The sequence below is a fragment of the Faecalimicrobium sp. JNUCC 81 genome, from assembly GCF_053667625.1.
The window spans coordinates 2,623,185-2,645,913 of record NZ_CM132203.1 but is presented as its reverse complement, the minus strand read 5'-3'; the positions used below and the strand labels follow the sequence as shown (position 1 = coordinate 2,645,913).

The window sequence follows — 22,729 nt, the reverse complement described above, 5'->3', positions numbered from 1 at the left end:
ATGAATAATTTATTCATAAGAGTTTTTTATATTTAGAAAATTTAATTTTAATGTCCTGTTAAATCACTTTTACCAAAACTATCTTTAAAAGGAGTTAAAAGTTTGTTTATTGGCTTTTTTAATAATGTTGCTAGTAGGACAAATATTCCTAAGAACGCTAGTAGTATATACATATCTTTAGTTAAGTTTGGCATATAAATCCCAGCTACAGCTTCTCTTTGAGCTGATATTGCGTAAGTAAATGGTAAGAATGGATTTACATTTTGGAAAAATTGTGGAGTAACTTGTATTGGGAAAGTACCTCCAGAAGCTGCAACTTGTATAACAAGTAATATAACTGCAACAGCTTTACCAATATTTCCAAGTAATGAAACTAAAGAGTAAACTATACCAACAAATACTATTGAAGTAAATACTGATAATCCTATAAATAAACCATGATTTAATATATCAACCTTTAGTAAATATATATCACCTAAACTAACAACTAATGCTTGAACTATAGCAATACTTAAGAAAGTAAGACCTCTACCAAAGTAAACTTCAAGTGATTTATATTCATCATGAACTTCTGTAGAAAGTAGTGATACAAGTAATAAAACACCAACCCACAAGCAAAGTACAGTATAAAAAGGAGTCATACCAGCACCATAATTTGATATAGGATATAGTTTTTCAGTAACTACATCAACAGGTTGTTTTAGAAACTCTGCTTGTTTAACAGCATCATGTTTTAATAAGTTTATTAACTCATCCATATCTTCACTATTGTTAATTTTTTGCATAGCAGTAACTAATTCATCAACAAGAGATTTTGCTTTAGGTAACTTTTCTTTTATAAAAGCGATATTATCTTTAGCACTTGAAGAAAATTCTAAAGATGTATTTAATATATTTTCAACTTTAGGAAGCTTAGCTTCAGCATTTTCTAATACCTTTATTGCATCATTAGCTACATTTAAACCTTGTGAGAATATAGAATTCACAGGGCTTACAATTTGTGAATCAAAGTTATTTAGTAAAGATGATGATATATTGTTTATATCATTATCAACCTTTAATATAGAATTTAATTTATCTAATGATGGTTTTTGTCCAGAAGCAATTTGACCTTTAACTACATCTAAAGAAGATATAGCAGTATTAATCTTTGTATTAATAGCTGTAAGTTGGTCTATAGCACCTTTAAGAGGATGACCTGGAGTTATTTTATCTAATTTAGTTAAAAAGTCTATTAACGTCTTATTTGTAGAAGATAAACTAGATAATTTAGCATATAAGCTATCAACTAATTGAGGAGCATTTTCAGCACCTTTATTAATTGCATCTATTAAACCTTTAACAGAATTAGATGCAGAAGATGATACATTATTAATTATATTTAAATCGTCTTTTATTATAGGAACCACATTATCTAAGCTTCCTTTTGTATTTTCTAAGAATGTTTTTACATCAGTTGATAAAGCTTTAGAATTAACTAATGTATTTTTTATAGAAGGTACATCCTTTTGAATATCTTTTATAATATCTGACATTTTAGAAGTAGCGTCACCTGCTAAATCTACAGTTTTATTTATATCTTTAAATTTACCTTGAACTTCAATTAAAGAGTTTTCTATATTTGAAAGTTTAGGAAGTTGGTTTTCAATCTCTACTCCGATACTATTAAATACATCAAAAATTGTTTCACTAACAGTTTTTACAACAGTTTGATTAACTTCTAATTGAATAGTAGATGCACCTTTATCAGTTATTTTAGGAGCAATTGCATTTATTTTTTCATTTACTGTATATACGATTTTTCCTTTTTTAACATCTTCAGTAATTATAGACGTTAAATCCTTAGAAAAGTCTTCTGGTATTTCTATAAAAGCATAATATGTACCTTTATTGACACCTTCTAAAGCTTCTTCTTTATCAACAAACTTCCAACCTAAATTTTTGTTATCTTTAAGTTTGTCAACAACTTCGTTTCCGAAATTAACCTTTTTTCCCGATAGTTCATTACCTTTATCTTTATTTACAACGGCAACAGATATATTTTGGGTATTCCCATAAGGATCCCAAGACGCTTTGATATTGAACCATGCATATAAAGAAGGCAAGATAGCTAGAGCTATAATAACTATCAATAGAGCAGGGTTAGTAAATATATCTTTTAAATCTTTTTTGTATATTTTGAATATATTCCTCACACTGAGACACCTCCGTTAAATTAATCAAAAAAATTATTAGTTAGATTTATAACTATTTTACTATATTATATTTCTTTTTTTAAAATTAGTAAAGTAAAAATTATGTAACTTTTTGTAAATTAATAAATTTATAATTAAAGTGTATTATTACATTACCTATCTTATGATAGATAGTTTATGTAATTTACTTAATTTTTATATCGCATGTAAAATTATATTGGATTTAAAACTTAAATAAAAATAGAGCACTAATTTAAATAGAGCTCTAGTAATTTAACGATTAAAATAATAAATTTAGAAAAGATTAGAAATTATTCCTGTATGTTCATTTAATATATTTAAACCTATTAATATAAGTATTATTCCTCCTGCAATTTGTGCATAACCTTTAAACACATTACCTATTTTTTTACCAATTAGAACTCCTATAAAACACATTAAAAAAGTTATTATTCCTATACTTAAGCAAATTGGAATTATATCTATATTTAAAAAAGCGAAACTAACACCTATAGCTAAGGCGTCAATACTAGTTGCAATTGATAAAACAATGAGTTCCTTATTATTTAGATCATTTATACATCTAGTATCATAAGATACTTGTTTATCATCTTCCCTAGCATCAAAAATCATTTTTAAACCTATAAAACTCAATAAGAAAAAGGCAATCCAATGATCTATAGAAGTTATGTATGATTCAAAACGTATACCAGCGGCCCATCCTAAAAAAGGCATAATCCCCTGAAATAATCCAAAAAATAGAGCTACTTTAAGGGATATTTTCATATTTATGTTTTTTAAGGTTATTCCCTTAGTTACGGAAACTGCAAATGCATCCATAGAAAGAGCAAAGGCAGTAAGTAAAATACTTATAAAGCTCATATTTATTCCTCCTTAAATTTAAATCCTAAAAAATTAAATATGTAGATAAATATATTGTACAGTAATGAGTATTAAAATATTCATAATATGATTAAAATAAGAGGTAGATATAGGAGTATAAATAATTTTTTCAAAGGAATAATATAAAAGAATAAATATTACTTATAAATAAAATAAAAATAGTACATATTTAAAATAAGAAATGTAGTATGGAGGAAAAAATAATGAAAAAATTTGTTTGTACAGTATGTGGATATATACATGAAGGAGAGGCACCACCTGAAATTTGTCCAATATGTAAAGTAGGTCCAGAAAAGTTTGAAGAAATGAAAGGTGAATTAACTTGGGCGGATGAACATAGAATTGGAATTGGACAAGATATAGATGAAGAAGTAGTTGAAGGATTAAGAGCCAACTTTGTTGGAGAATGTAGTGAAGTTGGAATGTATCTTGCAATGGCACGTCAAGCTGATAGAGAAGGTCATCCAGAAGTTGCAGAAGCATATACAAGAATAGCTTATGAAGAAGCAGACCATGCAGCTAGATTTGCAGAGATGTTAGGAGAAGTAGTTACGTCTAGTACTAAAACAAACTTAAAAATGAGAGTAGAAGCAGAATATGGAGCAGCGGAAGGTAAGTTAAAATTAGCTAAGAAGGCGAAAGAATTAGGAATGGATGCAATACATGACTCTGTTCATGAAATGTGTAAAGATGAAGCTAGACATGGAAAAGCATTTTTAGGTTTATTAAATAGATATTTTGAAAAAGAAGTATAAAATAAATTCAATATAAAATAAAAAGGTTATTTTAATTAAAATAACCTTTTTATAATTTACAAATGGTATGCTAAGTAAGATTTTATGCTTAGATAGAATACGAAAGAATCTCTAAAGTTTTTTAAATCTAAATTTAATATTTCTTTTATTTTTTCAAGTCGATATATTAATGTATTTCTATGCAAAAATAGTGAATTTGATGTTTTAGTTATATTAAAATCATTTTCTATAAAATTAATACCTGTATATAATAAGTTCTCATCCATATTCTTTATACTTTCGAAATCGATTAAATTATTATAGAATCTTTCATTTCCGATTAAATTAATAATTTTATATATAGTCAAATCATGTAAGTCTAAAAATTTATTAGAATAAGAATCCTTAATTATAATAGGAAAAATTTCATCTAATATAGACATTCTATTATTAAAAATTTCTAAATTATCTATTTTACCAATATAAATTATGAAAGTATTTCGATATGTTTCAGATTCTATTATTTCTGGTGTTGATTTATCAATATCTAATTTAATTTTTGAATTTACTATAAAATATTTCTTATATTCAAAAATACTTATATCTTCATATAAATTGGATAATATTCTTTTTAAAGAATCAAAATCTATATCTTGTTGATAAATTAAGTAGAAGTAACCACTAATATTATTTAGTATAAACTTATTAGTCACTTCTATTATATAAGTTTTATTATTAAACCTAACTAGCTCTTGATTATCTTTTAATTCTTGATGGTTATATTCTAAGATATTAATTTGTTTATTAGTTTCTTTTTCGAAAAAATGTGCTAATTCCTGCATAAAATCACTCCCAAAGTATAATTAGTAAAAAAGCTCAAGTTTAGCTGTTGGAAATTATAATTTTCTTGTATCTAAAAAAGTAAGATGATTTAATCATCTTACTTTAATATATCATTAAATTCTATTAAATTAATATAGAATTTAAAATTATTTTAACTATCTTATAGCTTGTTGAGTTTCCTTATCAAATACATGGATTCTATGCTTATCCATTGCAAGTTTTAATTTGTCACCCATCTTAACTCTATATCTACCATCAAATCTAGCAGTTATATCATATTTACCAGCTTTTAGGTAAGCATATATTTCAGCACCCATAAGTTCTCCAAGTTCAACAGTAGCTTCAAAAGTACTATCTAAACTGTTATCGATAAAGATATCTTCTATATGGATATCCTCAGGTCTTATACCTATAACAACTTCTTTACCTATATAATGTCTTTCTAATAAAGCTGCACATTCACCTTTATTTAACTTTATATTTATTACTTCATTTTGAGCATATATTTCCCCATCTTTTTCAGATAAAGTAACATCTATAAAGTTCATTTGAGGAGCCCCTATAAATCCTGCAACGAACATATTACTTGGCATATCATATACTTCTTGAGGTGTTGCTATTTGCTGAACTAGACCATCTTTCATAACAACTATTCTATCAGCCATTGTCATAGCTTCAACTTGGTCATGCGTTACATATATAAAAGTAGTACCAAGAGATTTATGTAATTTAGTTATCTCAGTTCTCATTGATGTTCTAAGCTTAGCATCTAAGTTAGATAAAGGTTCATCCATTAAGAAAACTTTAGGATTTCTAACTATAGCACGTCCAAGTGCAACCCTTTGTCTTTGTCCCCCTGATAAAGCTTTTGGCTTTCTATCAAGTAATTTTTCTAAGTCTAGTATTCTAGCAGCCTCTCTAACTTTTTTATCTATTTCATTTTTAGGCAATTTTCTAAGTTTAAGAGCGAATGCCATATTATCATATACAGTTAAATGAGGATATAATGCATAGTTTTGGAAAACCATAGCTATATCTCTATCTTTAGGATCAACTTCATTTACAACTTTTTCCCCTATATATAACTCACCACTACTTATTTCTTCAAGACCTGCTATCATTCTTAAAGTTGTAGATTTACCACAACCAGAGGGCCCTACTAAAACTACGAATTCTTTATCCTCTATGTTAATATTAACGTTTTTAACTGCATTAAATCCATTATCATAAGACTTACATATATCTTTTAAAATTACCTCTGCCATAATAATTCTCCCCTTATTTTAAAATTATTTTTTAGTTATTTATTAATTTAATAATAACAAAAAAATGTTTTCCTGGAAATGTACAAAGTAACCAAAAACTTTTAGATAAAATATACAATTTAGAAAGACATTTTGAAAAACAAGCTTAATATGTAAATAAAAATTGTCCTTAGAGACAATTTTTTTATTTGGATTTTTAGAAAACTAATCCATTTTTGAAGAATATTTGTAATATATGTTATAATATGGACATAAAATGTAAATTAGTGTAGTATAAAATAAGACATTTTATAGAAAAGATTAGACGTAAGTGGGAGGTTATTTATGAAAGAATTTACTATAGGTTACTTTAGTAAAAATTTTGATAAAATTATAGATGTGATTACAACTAATAGTATAAAGCTTATAATAGGTCTATTAGTTATTTTTATAGGGTTTAAAGTTATAAGAAAGTTAGTAAAAAACTTCGTTTTATTTTTAGAAAAAAGAGAAGTTGATATGACTTTAATCAGATTTTTAGAATCTTTAATGGGTACGGGCCTTAAAGTATTGTTAGTATTTACTATAATAGCTGGATACTGGGAATTTAAGCTTGCAGGATTAGCTGCAATGCTTACTTCTGCCGGTGTAGCAATAGGTTTAGCACTTCAAGGCAGTTTATCTAATTTTGCAGGTGGATTTATAATACTTTTACTTAGACCATTTAAGGTAGGAGACTATATAGAAACTAGCATATATGGCGGCACAGTTGAACAAATCGGATTATTTTATACTAATCTAACTACAGTAGATAATAAAGTTATATTAATACCAAATGGAGCTTTATCAAATGGTAGTTTAATAAACTATTCAACTAAAGAAACAAGAAGAGTTGACTTAATGTTTAGTGTAGGATATGAAAATGATATAAATCATGTCAAAAAAGTATTAACAGATATAGTAAATAAACATGATTTAATATTAGATGATCCTAAAAAATTTATTGGTGTAACTGCACATGGTGCAAGTTCAGTTGATTTTGCAGTTAGAGTGTGGTGTAAAACTGAAAATTATTGGGCTATACATTTTGATTTATTAGAACAAGTTAAGAATAAATTTGATGAAGAAGGAATAAGTATTCCATACCCACAAATGGATCTTCATTTTAAAAATCCAATAAAATAAAAAGCAAAAGCTAAAGTAAATTTTAAACTTACTTTAGCTTTTTTTTATTATATTTTGCAAAATTGTAAGATAAATGTAATAATCTTGTAAGATAAATAGGGTATAATTTATTTATATCATAAAGATAAAGAGCTTAACATTTATTTAAAGTAAAATATTTTAAATAAATGTTTTTAATAAACAAAGGAGACAGGATGGATGGAGTATATTCAAGGGTTATTCGATTTAGCTAAAGATTACTGGGTTCTTGCTATGTTTGCAGGGCTAATAAGTTGCTTTATAGAGAGTTTCTTACCAATATTACCCCTTATAGCAATAGTTGGAGCCAATGCACTTATGCTTGGATTATGGGGGGGACTTTTTATATCTTGGATAGGCTCGGGACTAGGAACGATAGCATTATTTTTATTAGTTAGTAAATTTAATGATAATAAATTATTTAATAAGTTAAGAAATAATAAAACAGAGAAAGCTATAAAATGGATGGAAAAGCAAGGATTTAAATTATTATTTATTGCTTATTCATGCCCATTTGTACCAAGTTTTTTAGTTACAATAACATCTGCATTTTGTAAAAGAGAAGCAATAAACTTTATACCTGCAATGTTAGCTGGAAAATTTGTAATGTTTTTAGTAGTAAGTTATCCAGCAAGTGATATAGAAGGATTTATAAATAATCCTATAAAAATAGCTGTATTTGTATTATTAGTATTTTTATCTTGGACAATTGGAAGTAAAGTTAATTCAAGTCTTGAAGAGCATAAACATGATAATAATATAAAATAAGAGAAAGCCCTTATATATGTTATAGGGGCTTTTATATTAGAATAATATATAAAATCTATATCCAAGTAAAAATATAAATACAAAATTAAGCGCTTTGCAAATTATTTTTTCACATTTTGAACTAGTTTTTATAGGTAATAAAGAAAAGTTAATGCAAATAGGATAAAAAATTTGTATACCTTCTTTAGTGATTATATCAAGGCATAAATGTGATATATACCCAATTATGAATCCGTTATATAAACATAAAAACACAATATTATTATCTGAAAACTTGACTAATAAATCAAATATATAGCATAAAAATGATATGAATATTAGGCTATGGGTAAATCCTCTGTGTTTAAATTTAGATCCTATTTTTTTATATAATATAGGGTACCTTTTGCTAATATAAGAGCCTCTCATATCTATATCAGGAAATAAAGAGCCAATATATGAAAAATATATATAAATTGATATTAAAATAAGTTTATATATAAGGTCGTACCCAACTAAAAATTTATTGTTAATAAAAGGTAGTGCTAAAAGTGCAAAAATATATCCACCTTTTATATGAGTTTCTTTTACCATAATTCCTCCCATGATGCTTAAATGTAATGTCGATACTATAATACTAGATTCTTTAAATTATATAGCAAATGATAGATTTTTTCAAAAAACTTTAACAAACAATGGTATATAATATTACAAATATACCCATAGCCACTAAATTTAAATTTGAAAATTTATTTACTATTATAGTTTTCTAATGCTTTGTCCCAATTAACAAGGTTAAACCAATTATCTATATAGTTAGATCTATTATTTTTGTAAGATAAATAGTAGGCATGTTCCCAAACATCGATTCCAATTATAGGTTTAAGATTTACTGATATAGGAGTATCTTGATTTGAAGTATTAACTATAGATAACTTACCTTCTTTATTAGATACTAACCATGTCCAACCTGATCCAAAAACGTTAAGTGCAGATTTTTTAAATTGTTCTTTAAAGTCATCAAAAGACCCAAAATCTCTTATTATAGCATCGTTAAGATTTTTTGAAGGAGAAGTCTTTTTAGAAGTCATTATATTGAAGAAAAACTCGTGATTATAAACTCCACCGCCGTTATTTTTTATATCTTGAGCTACATCACTTGGTAAGCAATCTAAGCATGATAGTAATTCGTAAATACTAGCATTATAAAGTTCTGGATGAGTTTTAATTATGCTATTAAGTTTTTCTAAGTAAGTTATATAGTGTTTATCGTGGTGAAGAACCATAGTTTCTTTATTTATGTATGGCTCAAATGCGTCATATGCATAATTTAACGCTTTAGGCTTAAAAGGGGTATAATCAGGTATATTAGCAAAAGCATTTAAAAAATTTGAACATATGAATAAACTTGCTAAAAATAAAGCTAATAATTTTTTTTTCATAAGATCACCTCAGTATATAGTATGCATATAAACTATACAAAATAGATTGGTAATAAATAGCATATAATTATTAATTACAATAAGAGAAGTAAATTAATAGTATTCTTCTATAGAAGAAAAAGATTTATACAACAAATAATTTCATAATAAACTTGATAATTGTAAAAATTTAGGAAGAGTATAGATAGTTGTCCAGGAAAGGCCTTACTCATACACTTAGAGGATATAGTAAAGCTACAATAATTTAAATAGTAATAAGAATTAAACTTTGTATATAGTTTAAGTAAGGATTATGTATAAAGTTTATTATTATGTCAAAAATAAGAGATACATAGCTGTCAGGAGGAAATAAATTATATATGTGTGGATATGTATCAATATATTATAAGAAAAAAGATAAAAATATTAAAATAGATATAGAGAACTTAGCAGAAAATATACATCATAGAGGTCCAAATTATACAGGACTATATAAAAATGATAAGGTAGAGTTTGCATTTAAGAGATTAAGTATAATAGATGTTGAAAATGGAAATCAACCTTTAAAAAAGGAAAATAAGGTTATAGTTTTTAATGGTGAAATTTATAATCATGAGGAATTAAAAGAAAGCTTGATGGAAAAAGGACATAAGTTTAAAACAGAGTGTGATACAGAGGTTTTATTAACTAAATATATAGATAATGGTAATAAATGTGTAAATGACTTAAGAGGAATGTTTACATTCATAATTTATGATGAAAAAAATGATACAATATTTGGAGCAAGGGATCATTTTGGGATAAAACCTATTTACTATATAGAAAATGATGATTTAGTTGCATTTTCATCAGAATATAAGGCTATAATTAATATTTTACCTAAATTAAAAATAAATGAAAAAAGTTTACAAAACTATTTATCATTTCAGTTTGCACCACCAATTGAAACTATGATAAAAAATATAAAATTAATACCTCCAGGTTATTCATTTACAATAAAAGATAACAAATTAGTTTTAAATAAATACTATGATGTAGAGTTAATTGGAGATAAAGATGTTACATCTAAAGATGTACAAAATGTTATTGTAGATTCTATAACAAAACATATGGTGGCAAATGTTGAAGTAGGAACGTTTTTATCTGGAGGAATAGACTCAGCTATAGTGGCATCTGTAGCATCTAGTATAAACCCTAACATAAAATCATTTTCAATAGGGTTTGGAGTACAAGGATATGATGAATTAGAAGTTGCTAAAAAAACGGCAGATGCTTTAGGGATAGAGAATATAGCAATTAATGTAAGCCAAGATGAATATATAAAAGCACTTCCTAAAGTATTTTATTATTTAGATGACCCTGTTGCAGATCCATCTGAAGTGGGGATATATTTTTTATCTAAAGAAGCTAAAAAACATGTTACTGTAGTACTATCAGGAGAAGGCGCAGATGAACTATTTGGAGGGTATAATATATATAAAGAGTACAATAGCGTAAAAAATATACAAAGTATGCCAGAGAGTGTAAAGAAGTTTATAAATAAAGTTTCAGAGACTATGCCTAATATTAAAGGGAAAAGTTACTTACATAGAGCTAGTACTCCTTTAAATAGTAGATATATAGGAAATGCTAAAATATTTGATAATGATGAGGTAAAATTAATTTTAAAAAATTATAATGAAGAACATAAATATCAAAATATATTAGCTTCAATATACAATGAAGCTAATAAGAAAAATTATGATTATGTCACAACAATGCAGTACATAGATATAAACACATGGCTTCAAGGCGATATTTTGCAAAAAGCTGATAAAATGTCTATGTCTCAATCTATAGAACTTAGAGTTCCATTTTTAGATAAAGAAGTATTAGAAACATCTAAACATTTAAAGTTGCATCAAAAAATTAGTAAAGATAATACGAAAGTGTTACTTAGAGAAGCATTTAAAGATATAGTACCTAAGCATATGGTACAAAAGAAAAAGCTAGGTTTTCCAACTCCAATAAGAGTATGGCTTAAAGAAGATCTAGGAGATGTTGTTAGAAAGACTATAAATGAAGCCGATGTTAATAATTTTATAAATAAAAATTATGCATTAGGGCTTTTAGATAATCATATTAAAAATAAAGAAGATAACTCAAGAAAAATTTGGACAATATTTGCATTTTGCTTGTGGCATCAAATTCATATAGAGAAACAAAATATAAATTTCTAAAAAATTCGCTTCGCTCATATTGCTCAAGTAATTCGCCAACACGTTGATCAAACGACTACGTCCGTTACTTAAGTTTAGTTGTTGGGATTATAAAAATAGCTAAGGTTATAACCTTAGCTATTTTTTAGTAATACACAATTATTAGAACTTGAATTTTTCCAAGCTTTTAAATATTCACTTAATATTCTCTTTATAGATTTTCCTATTTTAGGATAATCTTCATCATGAAGATTTGCCAGAGAAACTCTTATGGACCAATTTGGTCCAGCGAACCCACCTCCACTAAGTAAAACAACAGAGTAATCATTTGCTAATTTATATAAAATATCTACTGGAGCGTAATTAGATTTAATATAATTTACAAAATCTTCTCCATAACTGACCCTAGCCCATTGTTCTATATCAAATTGAGTATAATAATAAGCATTGTTTTTATCCTCATTTAAAGGTACTTGTAAAGCGTTGTATAATAATTCTTGACGTTTTCTACAAATACTGATGTTAAGTGCTTTATAATCATTTTCAATATCGATTAAAGCAAAAGCAGAGAAAAATGCCATTTGAACTTGTTGTGGAGTAGAAAGTCCAGCAGTGTGGTTAAGTGCAACAAGCCTACTATCAGCAACTATTCTATCCATAAAAGAAATAGTTGATGGATTAAGCCTCATATCACCATAACGTCTATCTAAAGATTTCTTTAAATTATCGTCTAAATCGTTAATTCTTTTATCAAATACATTATTTTCATGAAGTGCCATTGTACCTAATCTCCAACCAGTAACACCAAAGTATTTAGAGTAAGAGTATACACCAATTGTATTATAAGGAAGTTTAGCCATTAAGGAAGTAAAGTCATTAACAAAAGTTCCATAAACGTCATCAGAGATAATCATTAAATCTTTATTGAAATTTTTAACTACATCTACTAAATTATTAGCAGATTCATCACTTATAGCTATAGAAGCTGGATTATTAGGATTAACAACAAATAAAGCTTTAATAGATGTATCTTTAAGTTTTTCTAACTCTTTTTTTGAGTATTGCCAAGTATGATTTCCAAAAGAGTCAACTTCATCTGCATTTATGTTTATAACATCGAATTCATACTTAGGTAGATGAGGAATTTCAAGATAAGGAGTGAAAATAGGTGTCATGATAGCTATTTTATCACCTTTTCTTAAAAGCTCATTAGCCATTAAAGAATCAAAAATGTAACACATAGCTGCAGTAGCGCCTTCAACAGCAAATATTTCTAAATTTCCACCTAAATTTATATCATACTTCATCTCTTGTACTAAATAATTATGAACTATTTTTTCTATATGAGGTAGCATTCTATCAGGTACTGGATAATTGTCTCCAATTATAGCATCAGCTAATTCATAAATAAAATTATCTCCATCAAAATTTAATTCATTTATACCATAATCAATTATGGCTCTTAAAAGGTTTATACCTGGCATATTACTATTATCTTCTATATATTTATAAAATCGTTTACAAATACCTTCTCTTTGAGGCATCCCAGCTAAGTCACCTAAATCCCAATTTAAGCGAGTTTCATTAACTGCAAATTGTCCAAATGTAAAGAATGCTTCTCTTGGAGTTGCAGCAGTCCAATTTGGATTTCCTCTGCCTGCATCAAGCATAGCTATATTTTTTATTTCAGCATTGTATTTTGCTAAATCTATTAATTTATCCTTAAATTCAAATGGACTAATTTTTCCATACATCATTTTTACTTCTTCGTAAGTATATTTTTTCATACTAAAAACTCTCCTCAATAACCAATAATTAAAATCTAACATACTTGATTATAATATAGTTATTGTTAAAAAGTAAATAAAAAAATAAAGCGTTTGACAAAAAACGCCGTTATAAAAATAAAGGAGAAATAAAAAACACTTAATTAATTAAACTTACATGAATGTAAAATAAAAAAGATTAAAATAAAATTTAAATTTATCTTAATAGAACTTAAAAATTTAATAAATTTATATAAATTTAAAATATCATTTTTTATACATTTATAATATAAATTTAATAAAATTCTTTTAATAATTTTATATTTTGACATTAAATATTATGAAAAATAAAAAATATTCAAATTTTTCAAGAAGTATTTATAAATATTATCATAAAATTTAATAAATGTAAATTAAAATAAAAAAGATTCAAAATTGTCTTGCAACTTATAAAAGTATAATGTATACTCTACTTAAATTAAAAGTGAATAAACATAAAGGGTAGAGGCGCGATACTTATCAGTACTAATAATGAGGTAAGCACAAAGACTTATTAGGAAAGGAATTATCGCCGAAGTATATAACTGATGCTTTAAGGTTATATGTCTGGGGATGCATAAAATATATGCATCACTGTCACAAACTTGTTTTGTGGTGAGCTACATTTAAGGAATTATTATAGTATAGTTTTATTTGTGTACATAATTTTATAGCCTTGAGTGTAAACTCAAGGCTTTTTTTATACCCTAAACCTATTCACAAAAATAAATAAGGGGGAATTTTTATGAACAGTAGAAATTTAAGGATTATATTTTTAACAATGATAGTATTCTTACTATCATCACCATTAGTTTTTGCAGCTGAGGCTGATATTGCATCAATTAATTCACAAAAATTTGGAGTATTTACTTTAATACCGCCAATAGTAGCAATAATACTTGCATTTATAACTAAAAACGTAGTAGTTTCTCTATTTATAGGTATTATGTCAGGAAGTTTCATAATTAGTTTATCAAACACTAATATGCTTAATGCGTTAATATTATCATTTTTAGATGTAGTAAACAGAGCATTGAGTTCATTAGCTGATCCATGGAATGCAGGTATAATACTTCAAGTTTTAGCAATTGGTGGAGTAATAAACCTTGTAGCTAAGATGGGTGGAGCTAAAGCTATAGCTGAAGCTCTTGCTAAAAGAGCAAAAACTCCAAAAGGAACACAAATGATAACATGGTTTTCAGGACTTTTAGTATTCTTTGATGACTATGCAAATTCATTAATAATAGGTCCGATGATGAGACCAGTAGCTGATAAAATGAAAATATCTAGAGAAAGATTAGCTTTCATAATAGATGCTACAGCAGCACCAATAGCAGGCCTTGCTATAATATCAACATGGATAGGACTTGAAGTTGGACTTATAAATGATGCATTTGTAGGTATAGGAGTAGAGACAGATGCTTTTGGAGTATTTTTAAATACTATACCATATAGATTCTACAATATATTAATATTAGCATTTATAGTAGTGACAACATTATTAATGAAAGATTTTGGTCCAATGAGAAAGGCGGAATTAAAGGCTAGAAGAAGTGGTTTAACCAACCTAGAAGTTGCAACTACTAAAGATGAGCACTCAGATTTAGAACCAAAAGAAGGTGTTAAATTAAGTATATGGAATGCAATAATACCAATAGGTACTTTAATAGTAACTGCATTAATAGCATTTTACTATAGTGGATATTCATCTATAATGGCTTCAGATGATGCTACTTTAATAGAATTATTTAAATTATCACCATTCTCATTTGAGTCGATAAGAGAAGCTTTTAGTGCATCTGATGCATCAATAGCTTTATTCCAATCAGCATTATTTGCAGGAATAGTTGCGATGGTTATGGCGGTGAGTAAGAAAATATTTACAGTTAGTGAAGCAATAGATGTTTGGGTGGATGGTATGAAAACTTTAGTAATAACAGGTGTTATATTAATACTTGCTTGGTCATTAAGTTCAGTAATAAAAGAATTAGGTACAGCTAAATATTTAGTAGAATTATTATCAGGTACATTACCATATTTCTTATTACCAAGTATAATATTTATATTAGGAGCTGTAATATCATTTTCTACAGGAACAGCTTATGGAACAATGGGAATATTAATGCCTTTAGCAGTACCTCTAGCTCACTCAATAAATCCAGAAATGTCATTTATAATAGTAAGTACAAGCGCAGTTTTAACAGGTGCTATATTTGGAGATCATTGTTCACCCATATCAGATACAACAATATTATCATCTATGGGGGCTGGATGTGATCATATAGAACATGTTAAGACACAAATGCCATATGCATTATTTGTGGCGGCGATAACAGTCTTATTTGGATATATACCAGCAGGATTTGGTTTACCTATTTATATAGTTTTACCAATTTCGATATTAGCAATTTATGTAGGTGTTCAGATATTTGGAAAAACAGTAGACGAAGAAAAATTAGAAGCTACAAAGTAGAACGTAGTTTATATAACAAATAATAAATATATAATTGAAGTTTATAATAGCGAGATAGTATATTTTTAAATTAAAAGTAAATAATAAAAATAAAACGTACTGATATATCAGTGCGTTTTATTTTACAACAGTTTAATTAGATTTTAAAGGAGTAAATTATGAGTTATATAAATTTTAAAGAAGAAAATGAAGTTGCAAGACAACAATTAGAAAGAAGAAAAAAAAATAACGAAAATGTATATAAATACATGGTGAAGCATAGAGATGAAGATTTAGTAGGATATAGACCAAGTCCAAAGTATAGCTATACTACATTTAATGGTCAGGAGTTTGGTAAAAAAGGTGTGCTAGACGAAGTTGATTTTCATGAAATTATCAATGAGGATATGATTTGTACTAAATTTAAGGATTGTAATTTTAAAAATGTTAAATTTAAAGATTGCAGATTCGTAGGATGTACATTTGAAGATTGTACATTTGCTGATGGTGGGGTAGTTTTTGAAAATTGTATATTAATAAAAGAAGATACAGAACAATCTCCATCATTAAATAAGAAAGATAATTTATCATGTAGTTTTTATAATTGTAAAATGTACGTAAAATTTTTAAATAGTGATATCTCATATTGTATATTTGAAAATTGTAATATAAAAGACACTGCTTTTGAACAAACATTTATGAAATGTACAATAATAGATAAAAGTGAACTAAATATGATAACTATAAAAGATTGTGATATGAGTGGATTTAAGATGACTAATTATTATATAACAAATTTAGATTTTAATGATGATTATAAAACTAAATTTGATGAAAAAACATACTTTGATAAAATACCAATAAGAGAGAAAATAAAACAAGAATACGAAGGTGTTTATATGACATATGAAACACTAGCAGATAAGTTTAAGGAAAATACATTAAATAATAACTTTGGTGAATATTATTATTTAGCAAAATGTACTGAACGTAAATCACTTAAGAAACCACTTCCAAAGCTTACATCGACTATAGCTTGGCTTACATGTGGATATGGTGAAAGACCTGAATTTGCATTGTTTTCAGGATTAGCAATAATATTTACATTTGCAGTTATATATATGTTTACGGGTGTAACTATAGATAAAGCAAAAGATATACATTACACATTATCTAGTATAGGTAGCTTAAGTTTATTTGAAGTGATTGGAGACTTTAATGAAACTTTAAACTTGAGTGTAGGAATGTTTGGTGGTATTGGTGTTAACAATGGTCAACCTTCAGAAATTAGTTATATGGTATCTAATTTTGAAATGATAATAGGTATTATTATGATGGGATTAGGTATAGGTACATTAACAAGAAAAATAATAAGATAAAATTGTTGCTAAACAAATTAAATAGGACTACAATTATATTGAAATAAATATTGGCGGATGTGGCGGAATTGGCAGACGCACCAGACTTAGGATCTGGCGCCTATGGCGTGGGGGTTCGACTCCCTTCATCCGCACCAATAATTAAAGAATATAAAAAAGAACACAGATTCATCTGTGTTCTTTTTTTATATTAAGCTATTAAATCATCTGGTTGAGTTCCTCTGATTTCAGCAGCTGTTTTTATTTTTGTATTTTTGAATATTGCATGTCCTATGAATGCTCCAATTATACTTACTACTATACATCCTGCAGCAGCTATTAAAGCTTTACCTCCGTTTTGAGCAAGTGCTATTGCAAAACCTGCTATTGGAGTAGCCATACCAGGAGTTGATACAGTAAGACCCATAGAAGCAACTATTATACCAGACATAGCTCCACCTATAAAGTTAGTACAGTAAACTGGTAATGGATTAGCAGATATTATATCTGATTGAGTTAATGGTTCTATTGCAACTGATATTGTATCTTTCTTTGAACCAAACTTCATTTTTGAGAAGAATACATAGTTCATGAAAGAAGAACCAAATACTGCTAAAGCACCTATAGCCATTGGTACACCTGTTAAACCTATTATTGAAGTTAATGCCATTGAACTAAGTGGAGCAGTTGCAACAACTGTTATTAATCCACCAAGTATAAGACCCATAACTATTGGAGAAGCATCAGCCGCTTGTATTAAAACTTGACCGATTTGTAATAAAGTACCATCAACTATTGGAGACATATTCATAGCTACAAATCTAGCTAATGGAGCTCCTACTAATATTATAACTATTAAATCAAGTCCTGCTGGAACTTTCTTTTCTAAGAATTTAACAACGAATGATGTTATATAACCAGCTATGAAACCTGGAAGTATACCAAATCCTGAACAAGCTAAACCTGTTAATACAGCGTAAACTGGAGATACACCTAATGCAAGTGGTACTAATATACCAGCTGCAACTCCACCTAGTGAACCGTTTGCAGCTCCAACTGCACCTAAGAATTTTATACCCATTAAGTCACCAAATACTGATGCATGGAAAGCTTCAACTAAGAAACTAGCACAAGCAGCGTTTGCTAATGCTCCCATTGCCTTCATTCCTTGTGGCGCTTTGTAACTGAATAAAGTGAATAATGCCAATACTACTAATAATAATGCAGTACCTGTTAAAATTTGTGTCATTTTAATTTTCCTCCTAATTAAAAAATTATAACTAACCAATTTTCTTGGTAGTGTTTTCCCCGCGGCGATCGAAGATGCCTTTGAACAATTATGAGTATAAAATAATTTTCGACAAAAGTAAATGGTTTTTTTTAGAAAAAACTGAAAATTAAATAAAAAAATAACAAAGATTTAAAAAAATAGTTTAAAAAAATAAGAAAAAATAGCGATTTCTAAAGATTTACAATAAATATAAAAAATAATGCAAAATATAAAATAATTTTTTAATTTATATATTAAAATTTAAATTAATATATATATATTAACCATAAATAAAGATTTTATTTGACAAAAAATTTATTATTTAATTACCACCTAAAATACTAGGGTTTTGTTAAACAATATATATTATGATACAATAAATAAACGAAATAATAGATGCATAATGATGGAGGAATAAATATGAAAGGAAATGAAAGACTAGATAAATTTTTAGAGTTACAAAATAAAGGAGTATCAATTGATGATATAGCAAAAGAACTTGGAATAGTTGCTAAAACATTAAAAGCTTTTTTAAATAAAAAAGGATATAAGCTAGAAAATGAAAGATATATTTTAAAAGATAAAAAAGAAATAAATCAAATTTCATTTACTGATATTAATTCAGCTAAGAAAGAAAATAGTAAAAAGAAAGTGACAGGAAAAAAGACAACCGCTAAAAAGGAAGAGGTTGTAAAGCTATCTAAAAAGAAAAACTTAAATAAAGATGTTAACACTTCTAAAACTACACCTAAGAAAACTCAGCCTAAAAAAGATAGAAAAATAAATATCACACAGGAAGATATGGATAAATTATGTGAAGTATATGATTGGTATATGCAAGTTAAAGATTATAGAGCTGTAAAACCGAAGAAAAATAATAAAAAAGATATAAATATTGATAAAAGAGAATTAAAGGATTTAAAAAGCGCGACTATAAGAGTAGATAAAAAAACATGGGAAGATTTTGAAAGAATATGCAGTAATTCTCAGTTTAGTAAGTCGGAAATACTAACTCAAGCATTAAATGATTTTATGAATGAATATAAACATTTATTGTAAATAGTTAATAAATAAAATGAAAACTGCAAAATTAAGTGAAATTATTGAAATATAAGAATATAATAATATTAATATTGAACATGAGGTGCTTAAATATGAAGAGATATATAAATAAATTATATTTATTAACTATAGCAATACTAGTAAATATTATTTTATTAACAGCGTGTACAAATGATAATTTTACTAAAGTTAAAGAAGAAAAATCCGTACATAGTATAGAAATAACTGAAAATAATGCAAAAGCTATTAGCATAGGAAATTCTGAAATTGTAAATATAGCTAAAAGTGATAAAAATAAAATAGATACGTCAACAAGAATAGAAAATAAAGCTAATTTTGATATATCTAAAATTTGGATAGAGTATGAAGAATTTGATAAAAGTAAAAATATAATAGATAAATCTGAATCACTTTTAGATATGACTCTAAATCCAGGAGAAAGTGCTTATATAGTGTTTGGACATAAAGAATATACAGATAGTTTAAAAGTAGTAGGCTATCGTTATGAAGCAGAAGGCAAAGAAGTTTTAGTAAATACTAAAAATGATGATACAGAGATAAAAGAAAAAACTTTAAAATTAGAAAGTAGTAAAGATTATGAGATTTTAGTGACATCAGACATATATAAGTTAAGTGAGTCTGAAGATGGAATAACTTATGGGGTAAAAGTTAAAAACTCATCAAATAAATCTTTAGGAAATATTATTCTAAAAATAGGAGAATTAAATGAAGATGGCGAATATATAATGGTAAGTCATATATCTGAATATAGCGTTTTAAAGCCATCACAAGAAGTTGAAATAGAAACTGTAACTTCTCAAGCTGCAAAAAAAATACAAATATTAGGCTATAACTACGATGATGTCAAAGAAAAAGCTAGTATAGATATTGACCTTAAAACTCATAAAGCTAGCATTAATAAATAATATATAAAAAAGGAGGAAAAGTAAATGTATAAATCCTACATCTACGACGAATAATAAAAATATTCTAAGGGGTGATAACATGAATGAAAATAATAATTTTAACCAGGGAAATTTAGATTTTGAAAAAATGAATGAAACTTTAGCAAATCCAGAATTTGCAAATTGGTATTATCATCAAATGATAGATAATACAGGTAATAATATGAATATAGAAGATTTTGTTAAGATTATTCAAGAGTATAACCAAAATAAGTTTGAGTAATATATCGAGTTAAAAGCAGTTATATCGAAAATAAATAATAAATTAAAAAAAGTGAAAGGCTTACTGTATTTACTTATTAATTAAGTATATAGTAAGCTTTTTATTTTTATAAATTATATTTTACATATTTTTCTTAAGAGGTATAATTTAATTATATGAAAATGAAGACTATAATTTTAAGAAGGAGTTAAAATGAAAGTATTAATAGTTGAAGATAATAAAAAACTTATAGAAAGTATATCCATAGAATTAAATAAACATTTTGAAACAGAGAAATGTGAAGATGGAGAAGAGGCTTTATATCTAATAAATCAGAATATATATGATTTAATAATACTTGATTTAATGCTACCAAATATAAATGGAGTAGATATTTTAAAAAATATGAGAAAAAATAATATAGATACTCCTGTTCTTATATTAACAGCAAAAGAATCATTAGATGATAAAGTAGAAGCCTTTACAATAGGAGCCAATGACTATTTAACAAAGCCATTTTATATAGAAGAATTAGTAGCAAGATCATATGCCATTCTTAGAACTAATGGAAAATTAAAAGAAAGAAATATTATAGAGTTTAAGGAATTAAAATTAGATACTAGTAAAAAAAGAATATTTATAGGTTCAGATGAAATAGTACTTCAAAATAAGCAATTTAATTTGCTAGAGTATTTTCTATTAAATAAAGGATCCATTTTACTAAAGGAACAAATTTATGACAGAATATGGGGAATGGAATCTGATTCAAGCATGGAAATAGTAGAAGTATATGTAAGTAATTTAAGAAAAAAATTAAATAAGTATGGATATGATAAATATATAAAAACTAAGAGAAAAGTAGGTTATATTTTTGATGATAAATAAAAATGTATTTACTAAGACAAAAAATAGTTTAATAAAGGTAAATATAGTAGTTGTTGTTAGTTTATTAATAATATTTTCTATATTTATATTCTCTTATTTTAAAAACCTTACTTATAATAGTATAGATAATAAATTAAGTGGAGAATTAAATTCTGTATCAAGGCAGTTAAAAAATACTTCATTTTTTGGCCCAATGGTATTAGAAGATCCGAGTAATATGGTGTATATATATGAAGGCGATGAAATAAGGTATTATACTAGAAACAGCTATTTCTATGATTTAGTACCTGAAAATCATAATAAAGAAAATCAATTTTTTACATATAGTAAAAATGGATATAAGTTTAGAGAACTAAGCATTAATATTGGTAAATATAGAATTCAAATAATAAGAAATATCGATATAGAAATGAATTCTTTTAAACAACTTATATTTGTATTTATAATTGGTATGGTAATAGCATTGATGATTACTTATTTTTTAGCCTTGTATTTAACAAAAAAGGCACTATCTCCAATAGAAACAGCATGGAATAATCAAGCACAGTTTATACAAGATGCATCACATGAAATTAGAACTCCCATATCAATAGTTTCGTCAAAATTAGAAAGCATGCTAAAGTCTCCTAATAATACTATAGGTGATGAAGTAGAGACTATAGCAGATGCTATGAGAGAAACTAGAAGAATAAAAAAAATGATAAGTGATTTATTGTCACTTACAAAAGAAGAAGCTATTGTCAAATTAAATCTAGAAAGTATAGATTTAAAAGATTTAATAGATGAAATAAGTAATGATTATATTGATATAGCTGAAATTCAAAATAAAAATTTTGAAGTATATTTTGATTTAAAGAATAAAATTATTACTACAGATAAAAATAAACTAAGACAGCTAATTATTATATTTATAGATAATGCATTTAAGTATACAAAAATGGAAGATAATATCTTAATAAAAGTTATTCAAAAGGATAATTTATATATAGGTATATCTATTATAGATACTGGAATAGGTATAAATAAAGAAGATATACCTCATATATTTGATAGATTCTTTAGAAGCGATAATATAAGAAATAAAGATATCGATGGATCTGGAATAGGATTATCTATAGCAAAGATGTTATGTTTAAATCTAAAATATAATATAAATGTAAATTCAGAAATAGGTAAAAAGACAGAGTTTGAAATAGTAATCCCAAATAAATAAACTGAAAAATAATTAATAAAAAAATTGAT

The 22,729-nt window shown here is 26.3% G+C and carries 19 protein-coding genes, 1 tRNA gene and 1 riboswitch; of the genes, 12 read left to right on the top strand and 8 right to left on the bottom strand.

The window, feature by feature from the left end; genetic code table 11:
- Nucleotides 1-47: 47 nt before the first annotated feature.
- Together JNUCC81_RS13260 and JNUCC81_RS13255 are read right to left on the bottom strand one after the other, a co-directional pair.
- Nucleotides 48-2,195: a YhgE/Pip family protein gene (locus JNUCC81_RS13260; protein ID WP_454093913.1), complete on the bottom strand. Its 2,148-nt coding sequence runs from the start codon at nt 2,193-2,195 to the stop codon at nt 48-50.
- A gap of 294 nt (nt 2,196-2,489) precedes the next feature.
- Nucleotides 2,490-3,077 carry a manganese efflux pump MntP gene (locus tag JNUCC81_RS13255; protein WP_454093912.1) on the bottom strand — a complete coding sequence of 196 codons (588 nt, stop codon included), beginning with the start codon at nt 3,075-3,077 and terminating at the stop codon, nt 2,490-2,492.
- Between the two features lie 224 nt (nt 3,078-3,301).
- Between JNUCC81_RS13255 and JNUCC81_RS13250 the strand changes: the two genes are divergently transcribed.
- Nucleotides 3,302-3,853: an NADH peroxidase gene (locus JNUCC81_RS13250; protein ID WP_454093911.1), complete on the top strand. Its 552-nt coding sequence runs from the start codon at nt 3,302-3,304 to the stop codon at nt 3,851-3,853.
- Between the two features lie 56 nt (nt 3,854-3,909).
- Here JNUCC81_RS13250 and JNUCC81_RS13245 read toward each other — a convergent pair whose 3' ends face one another.
- Both JNUCC81_RS13245 and JNUCC81_RS13240 read right to left on the bottom strand, forming a co-directional pair.
- The gene (locus tag JNUCC81_RS13245) at nt 3,910-4,674 is read right to left on the bottom strand and encodes a PucR family transcriptional regulator (protein ID WP_454093910.1); all 765 of its coding nucleotides are present in this window, start codon (nt 4,672-4,674) and stop codon (nt 3,910-3,912) included.
- Between the two features lie 156 nt (nt 4,675-4,830).
- Nucleotides 4,831-5,940 carry an ABC transporter ATP-binding protein gene (locus JNUCC81_RS13240; RefSeq protein WP_454093909.1) on the bottom strand — a complete coding sequence of 370 codons (1,110 nt, stop codon included), beginning with the start codon at nt 5,938-5,940 and terminating at the stop codon, nt 4,831-4,833.
- Between the two features lie 324 nt (nt 5,941-6,264).
- On the opposite strand from JNUCC81_RS13240, the gene JNUCC81_RS13235 reads away from it, so the two are divergent.
- On the top strand, nt 6,265-7,104 hold the full coding sequence (locus tag JNUCC81_RS13235) for a mechanosensitive ion channel family protein (protein WP_454093908.1): 840 nt from the start codon (nt 6,265-6,267) through the stop codon (nt 7,102-7,104).
- A gap of 198 nt (nt 7,105-7,302) precedes the next feature.
- Nucleotides 7,303-7,890, top strand: a complete 588-nt coding sequence (locus JNUCC81_RS13230) for a TVP38/TMEM64 family protein (RefSeq protein WP_208331341.1) — start codon at nt 7,303-7,305, stop codon at nt 7,888-7,890.
- A gap of 36 nt (nt 7,891-7,926) precedes the next feature.
- On the opposite strand, the gene JNUCC81_RS13225 is transcribed toward JNUCC81_RS13230, so the two are convergent.
- A complete protein-coding gene (locus JNUCC81_RS13225; protein WP_454093907.1) occupies nt 7,927-8,463 on the bottom strand; it encodes a metal-dependent hydrolase in 537 nt (178 codons plus the stop codon).
- Nucleotides 8,464-8,618: 155 nt separating this feature from the next.
- Nucleotides 8,619-9,311: a superoxide dismutase gene (locus JNUCC81_RS13220; RefSeq protein WP_454093906.1), complete on the bottom strand. Its 693-nt coding sequence runs from the start codon at nt 9,309-9,311 to the stop codon at nt 8,619-8,621.
- A gap of 359 nt (nt 9,312-9,670) precedes the next feature.
- On the opposite strand from JNUCC81_RS13220, the gene asnB reads away from it, so the two are divergent.
- Nucleotides 9,671-11,509 (top strand): asparagine synthase (glutamine-hydrolyzing), encoded by a 1,839-nt coding sequence (asnB, locus tag JNUCC81_RS13215; RefSeq protein ID WP_454093905.1) that lies wholly within the window; start codon nt 9,671-9,673, stop codon nt 11,507-11,509.
- Nucleotides 11,510-11,622: 113 nt separating this feature from the next.
- On the opposite strand, the gene aspD is transcribed toward asnB, so the two are convergent.
- The gene (aspD, locus tag JNUCC81_RS13210) at nt 11,623-13,275 is read right to left on the bottom strand and encodes an aspartate 4-decarboxylase (RefSeq protein ID WP_454093904.1); all 1,653 of its coding nucleotides are present in this window, start codon (nt 13,273-13,275) and stop codon (nt 11,623-11,625) included.
- Between the two features lie 473 nt (nt 13,276-13,748).
- Nucleotides 13,749-13,924, top strand: a riboswitch (Lysine riboswitch).
- Nucleotides 13,925-14,038: 114 nt separating this feature from the next.
- On the opposite strand from aspD, the gene JNUCC81_RS13205 reads away from it, so the two are divergent.
- From JNUCC81_RS13205 to JNUCC81_RS13195, 3 genes are all read left to right on the top strand, one after another.
- Nucleotides 14,039-15,766 (top strand): Na+/H+ antiporter NhaC family protein, encoded by a 1,728-nt coding sequence (locus JNUCC81_RS13205; protein ID WP_454093903.1) that lies wholly within the window; start codon nt 14,039-14,041, stop codon nt 15,764-15,766.
- Nucleotides 15,767-15,924: 158 nt separating this feature from the next.
- Nucleotides 15,925-17,124, top strand: coding sequence for a pentapeptide repeat-containing protein (locus JNUCC81_RS13200; RefSeq protein WP_454093902.1), 1,200 nt, complete (start codon nt 15,925-15,927; stop codon nt 17,122-17,124).
- A 53-nt stretch (nt 17,125-17,177) separates the two neighbouring features.
- Nucleotides 17,178-17,261, top strand: a tRNA-Leu gene (locus JNUCC81_RS13195).
- Nucleotides 17,262-17,314: 53 nt separating this feature from the next.
- On the opposite strand, the gene JNUCC81_RS13190 is transcribed toward JNUCC81_RS13195, so the two are convergent.
- Nucleotides 17,315-18,352 (bottom strand): PTS sugar transporter subunit IIC, encoded by a 1,038-nt coding sequence (locus JNUCC81_RS13190; RefSeq protein WP_454093901.1) that lies wholly within the window; start codon nt 18,350-18,352, stop codon nt 17,315-17,317.
- A gap of 441 nt (nt 18,353-18,793) precedes the next feature.
- Here JNUCC81_RS13190 and JNUCC81_RS13185 point away from each other — a divergent pair, with 441 nt between their 5' ends.
- The 5 genes from JNUCC81_RS13185 to JNUCC81_RS13165 all read left to right on the top strand — a co-directional run bounded on the left by JNUCC81_RS13185 (nt 18,794) and on the right by JNUCC81_RS13165 (nt 22,700).
- Complete coding sequence (locus tag JNUCC81_RS13185; RefSeq protein ID WP_454093900.1) at nt 18,794-19,432, top strand: DNA-binding protein; 639 nt, start codon at nt 18,794-18,796, stop codon at nt 19,430-19,432.
- A gap of 95 nt (nt 19,433-19,527) precedes the next feature.
- On the top strand, nt 19,528-20,361 hold the full coding sequence (locus JNUCC81_RS13180; RefSeq protein ID WP_454093899.1) for a hypothetical protein: 834 nt from the start codon (nt 19,528-19,530) through the stop codon (nt 20,359-20,361).
- Nucleotides 20,362-20,440: 79 nt separating this feature from the next.
- A complete protein-coding gene (locus JNUCC81_RS13175; protein ID WP_454093898.1) occupies nt 20,441-20,623 on the top strand; it encodes a hypothetical protein in 183 nt (60 codons plus the stop codon).
- A gap of 192 nt (nt 20,624-20,815) precedes the next feature.
- Nucleotides 20,816-21,487: a response regulator transcription factor gene (locus JNUCC81_RS13170; protein WP_208331331.1), complete on the top strand. Its 672-nt coding sequence runs from the start codon at nt 20,816-20,818 to the stop codon at nt 21,485-21,487.
- Nucleotides 21,477-22,700: a sensor histidine kinase gene (locus JNUCC81_RS13165; RefSeq protein WP_454096403.1), complete on the top strand. Its 1,224-nt coding sequence runs from the start codon at nt 21,477-21,479 to the stop codon at nt 22,698-22,700. The genes JNUCC81_RS13170 and JNUCC81_RS13165 overlap by 11 nt, the downstream gene beginning before the upstream one ends.
- The last annotated feature ends 29 nt before the right edge of the window (nt 22,701-22,729 follow it).

Bases quoted from the DNA above. Each gene is read 5' to 3' on its own strand.
- JNUCC81_RS13255 (WP_454093912.1), bottom strand. From the start codon at position 3,077: ATGAGCTTTATAAGTATTTTACTTACTGCCTTTGCTCTTTCTATGGAT.
- JNUCC81_RS13250 (WP_454093911.1), top strand. From the start codon at position 3,302: ATGAAAAAATTTGTTTGTACAGTATGTGGATATATACATGAAGGAGAG.
- JNUCC81_RS13245 (WP_454093910.1), bottom strand. From the start codon at position 4,674: ATGCAGGAATTAGCACATTTTTTCGAAAAAGAAACTAATAAACAAATT.
- JNUCC81_RS13240 (WP_454093909.1), bottom strand. From the start codon at position 5,940: ATGGCAGAGGTAATTTTAAAAGATATATGTAAGTCTTATGATAATGGA.
- JNUCC81_RS13235 (WP_454093908.1), top strand. From the start codon at position 6,265: ATGAAAGAATTTACTATAGGTTACTTTAGTAAAAATTTTGATAAAATT.
- JNUCC81_RS13230 (WP_208331341.1), top strand. From the start codon at position 7,303: ATGGAGTATATTCAAGGGTTATTCGATTTAGCTAAAGATTACTGGGTT.
- JNUCC81_RS13225 (WP_454093907.1), bottom strand. From the start codon at position 8,463: ATGGTAAAAGAAACTCATATAAAAGGTGGATATATTTTTGCACTTTTA.
- JNUCC81_RS13220 (WP_454093906.1), bottom strand. From the start codon at position 9,311: ATGAAAAAAAAATTATTAGCTTTATTTTTAGCAAGTTTATTCATATGT.
- asnB (WP_454093905.1), top strand. From the start codon at position 9,671: ATGTGTGGATATGTATCAATATATTATAAGAAAAAAGATAAAAATATT.
- aspD (WP_454093904.1), bottom strand. From the start codon at position 13,275: ATGAAAAAATATACTTACGAAGAAGTAAAAATGATGTATGGAAAAATT.
- JNUCC81_RS13205 (WP_454093903.1), top strand. From the start codon at position 14,039: ATGAACAGTAGAAATTTAAGGATTATATTTTTAACAATGATAGTATTC.
- JNUCC81_RS13200 (WP_454093902.1), top strand. From the start codon at position 15,925: ATGAGTTATATAAATTTTAAAGAAGAAAATGAAGTTGCAAGACAACAA.
- JNUCC81_RS13190 (WP_454093901.1), bottom strand. From the start codon at position 18,352: ATGACACAAATTTTAACAGGTACTGCATTATTATTAGTAGTATTGGCA.
- JNUCC81_RS13185 (WP_454093900.1), top strand. From the start codon at position 18,794: ATGAAAGGAAATGAAAGACTAGATAAATTTTTAGAGTTACAAAATAAA.
- JNUCC81_RS13180 (WP_454093899.1), top strand. From the start codon at position 19,528: ATGAAGAGATATATAAATAAATTATATTTATTAACTATAGCAATACTA.
- JNUCC81_RS13175 (WP_454093898.1), top strand. From the start codon at position 20,441: ATGAATGAAAATAATAATTTTAACCAGGGAAATTTAGATTTTGAAAAA.
- JNUCC81_RS13170 (WP_208331331.1), top strand. From the start codon at position 20,816: ATGAAAGTATTAATAGTTGAAGATAATAAAAAACTTATAGAAAGTATA.
- JNUCC81_RS13165 (WP_454096403.1), top strand. From the start codon at position 21,477: ATGATAAATAAAAATGTATTTACTAAGACAAAAAATAGTTTAATAAAG.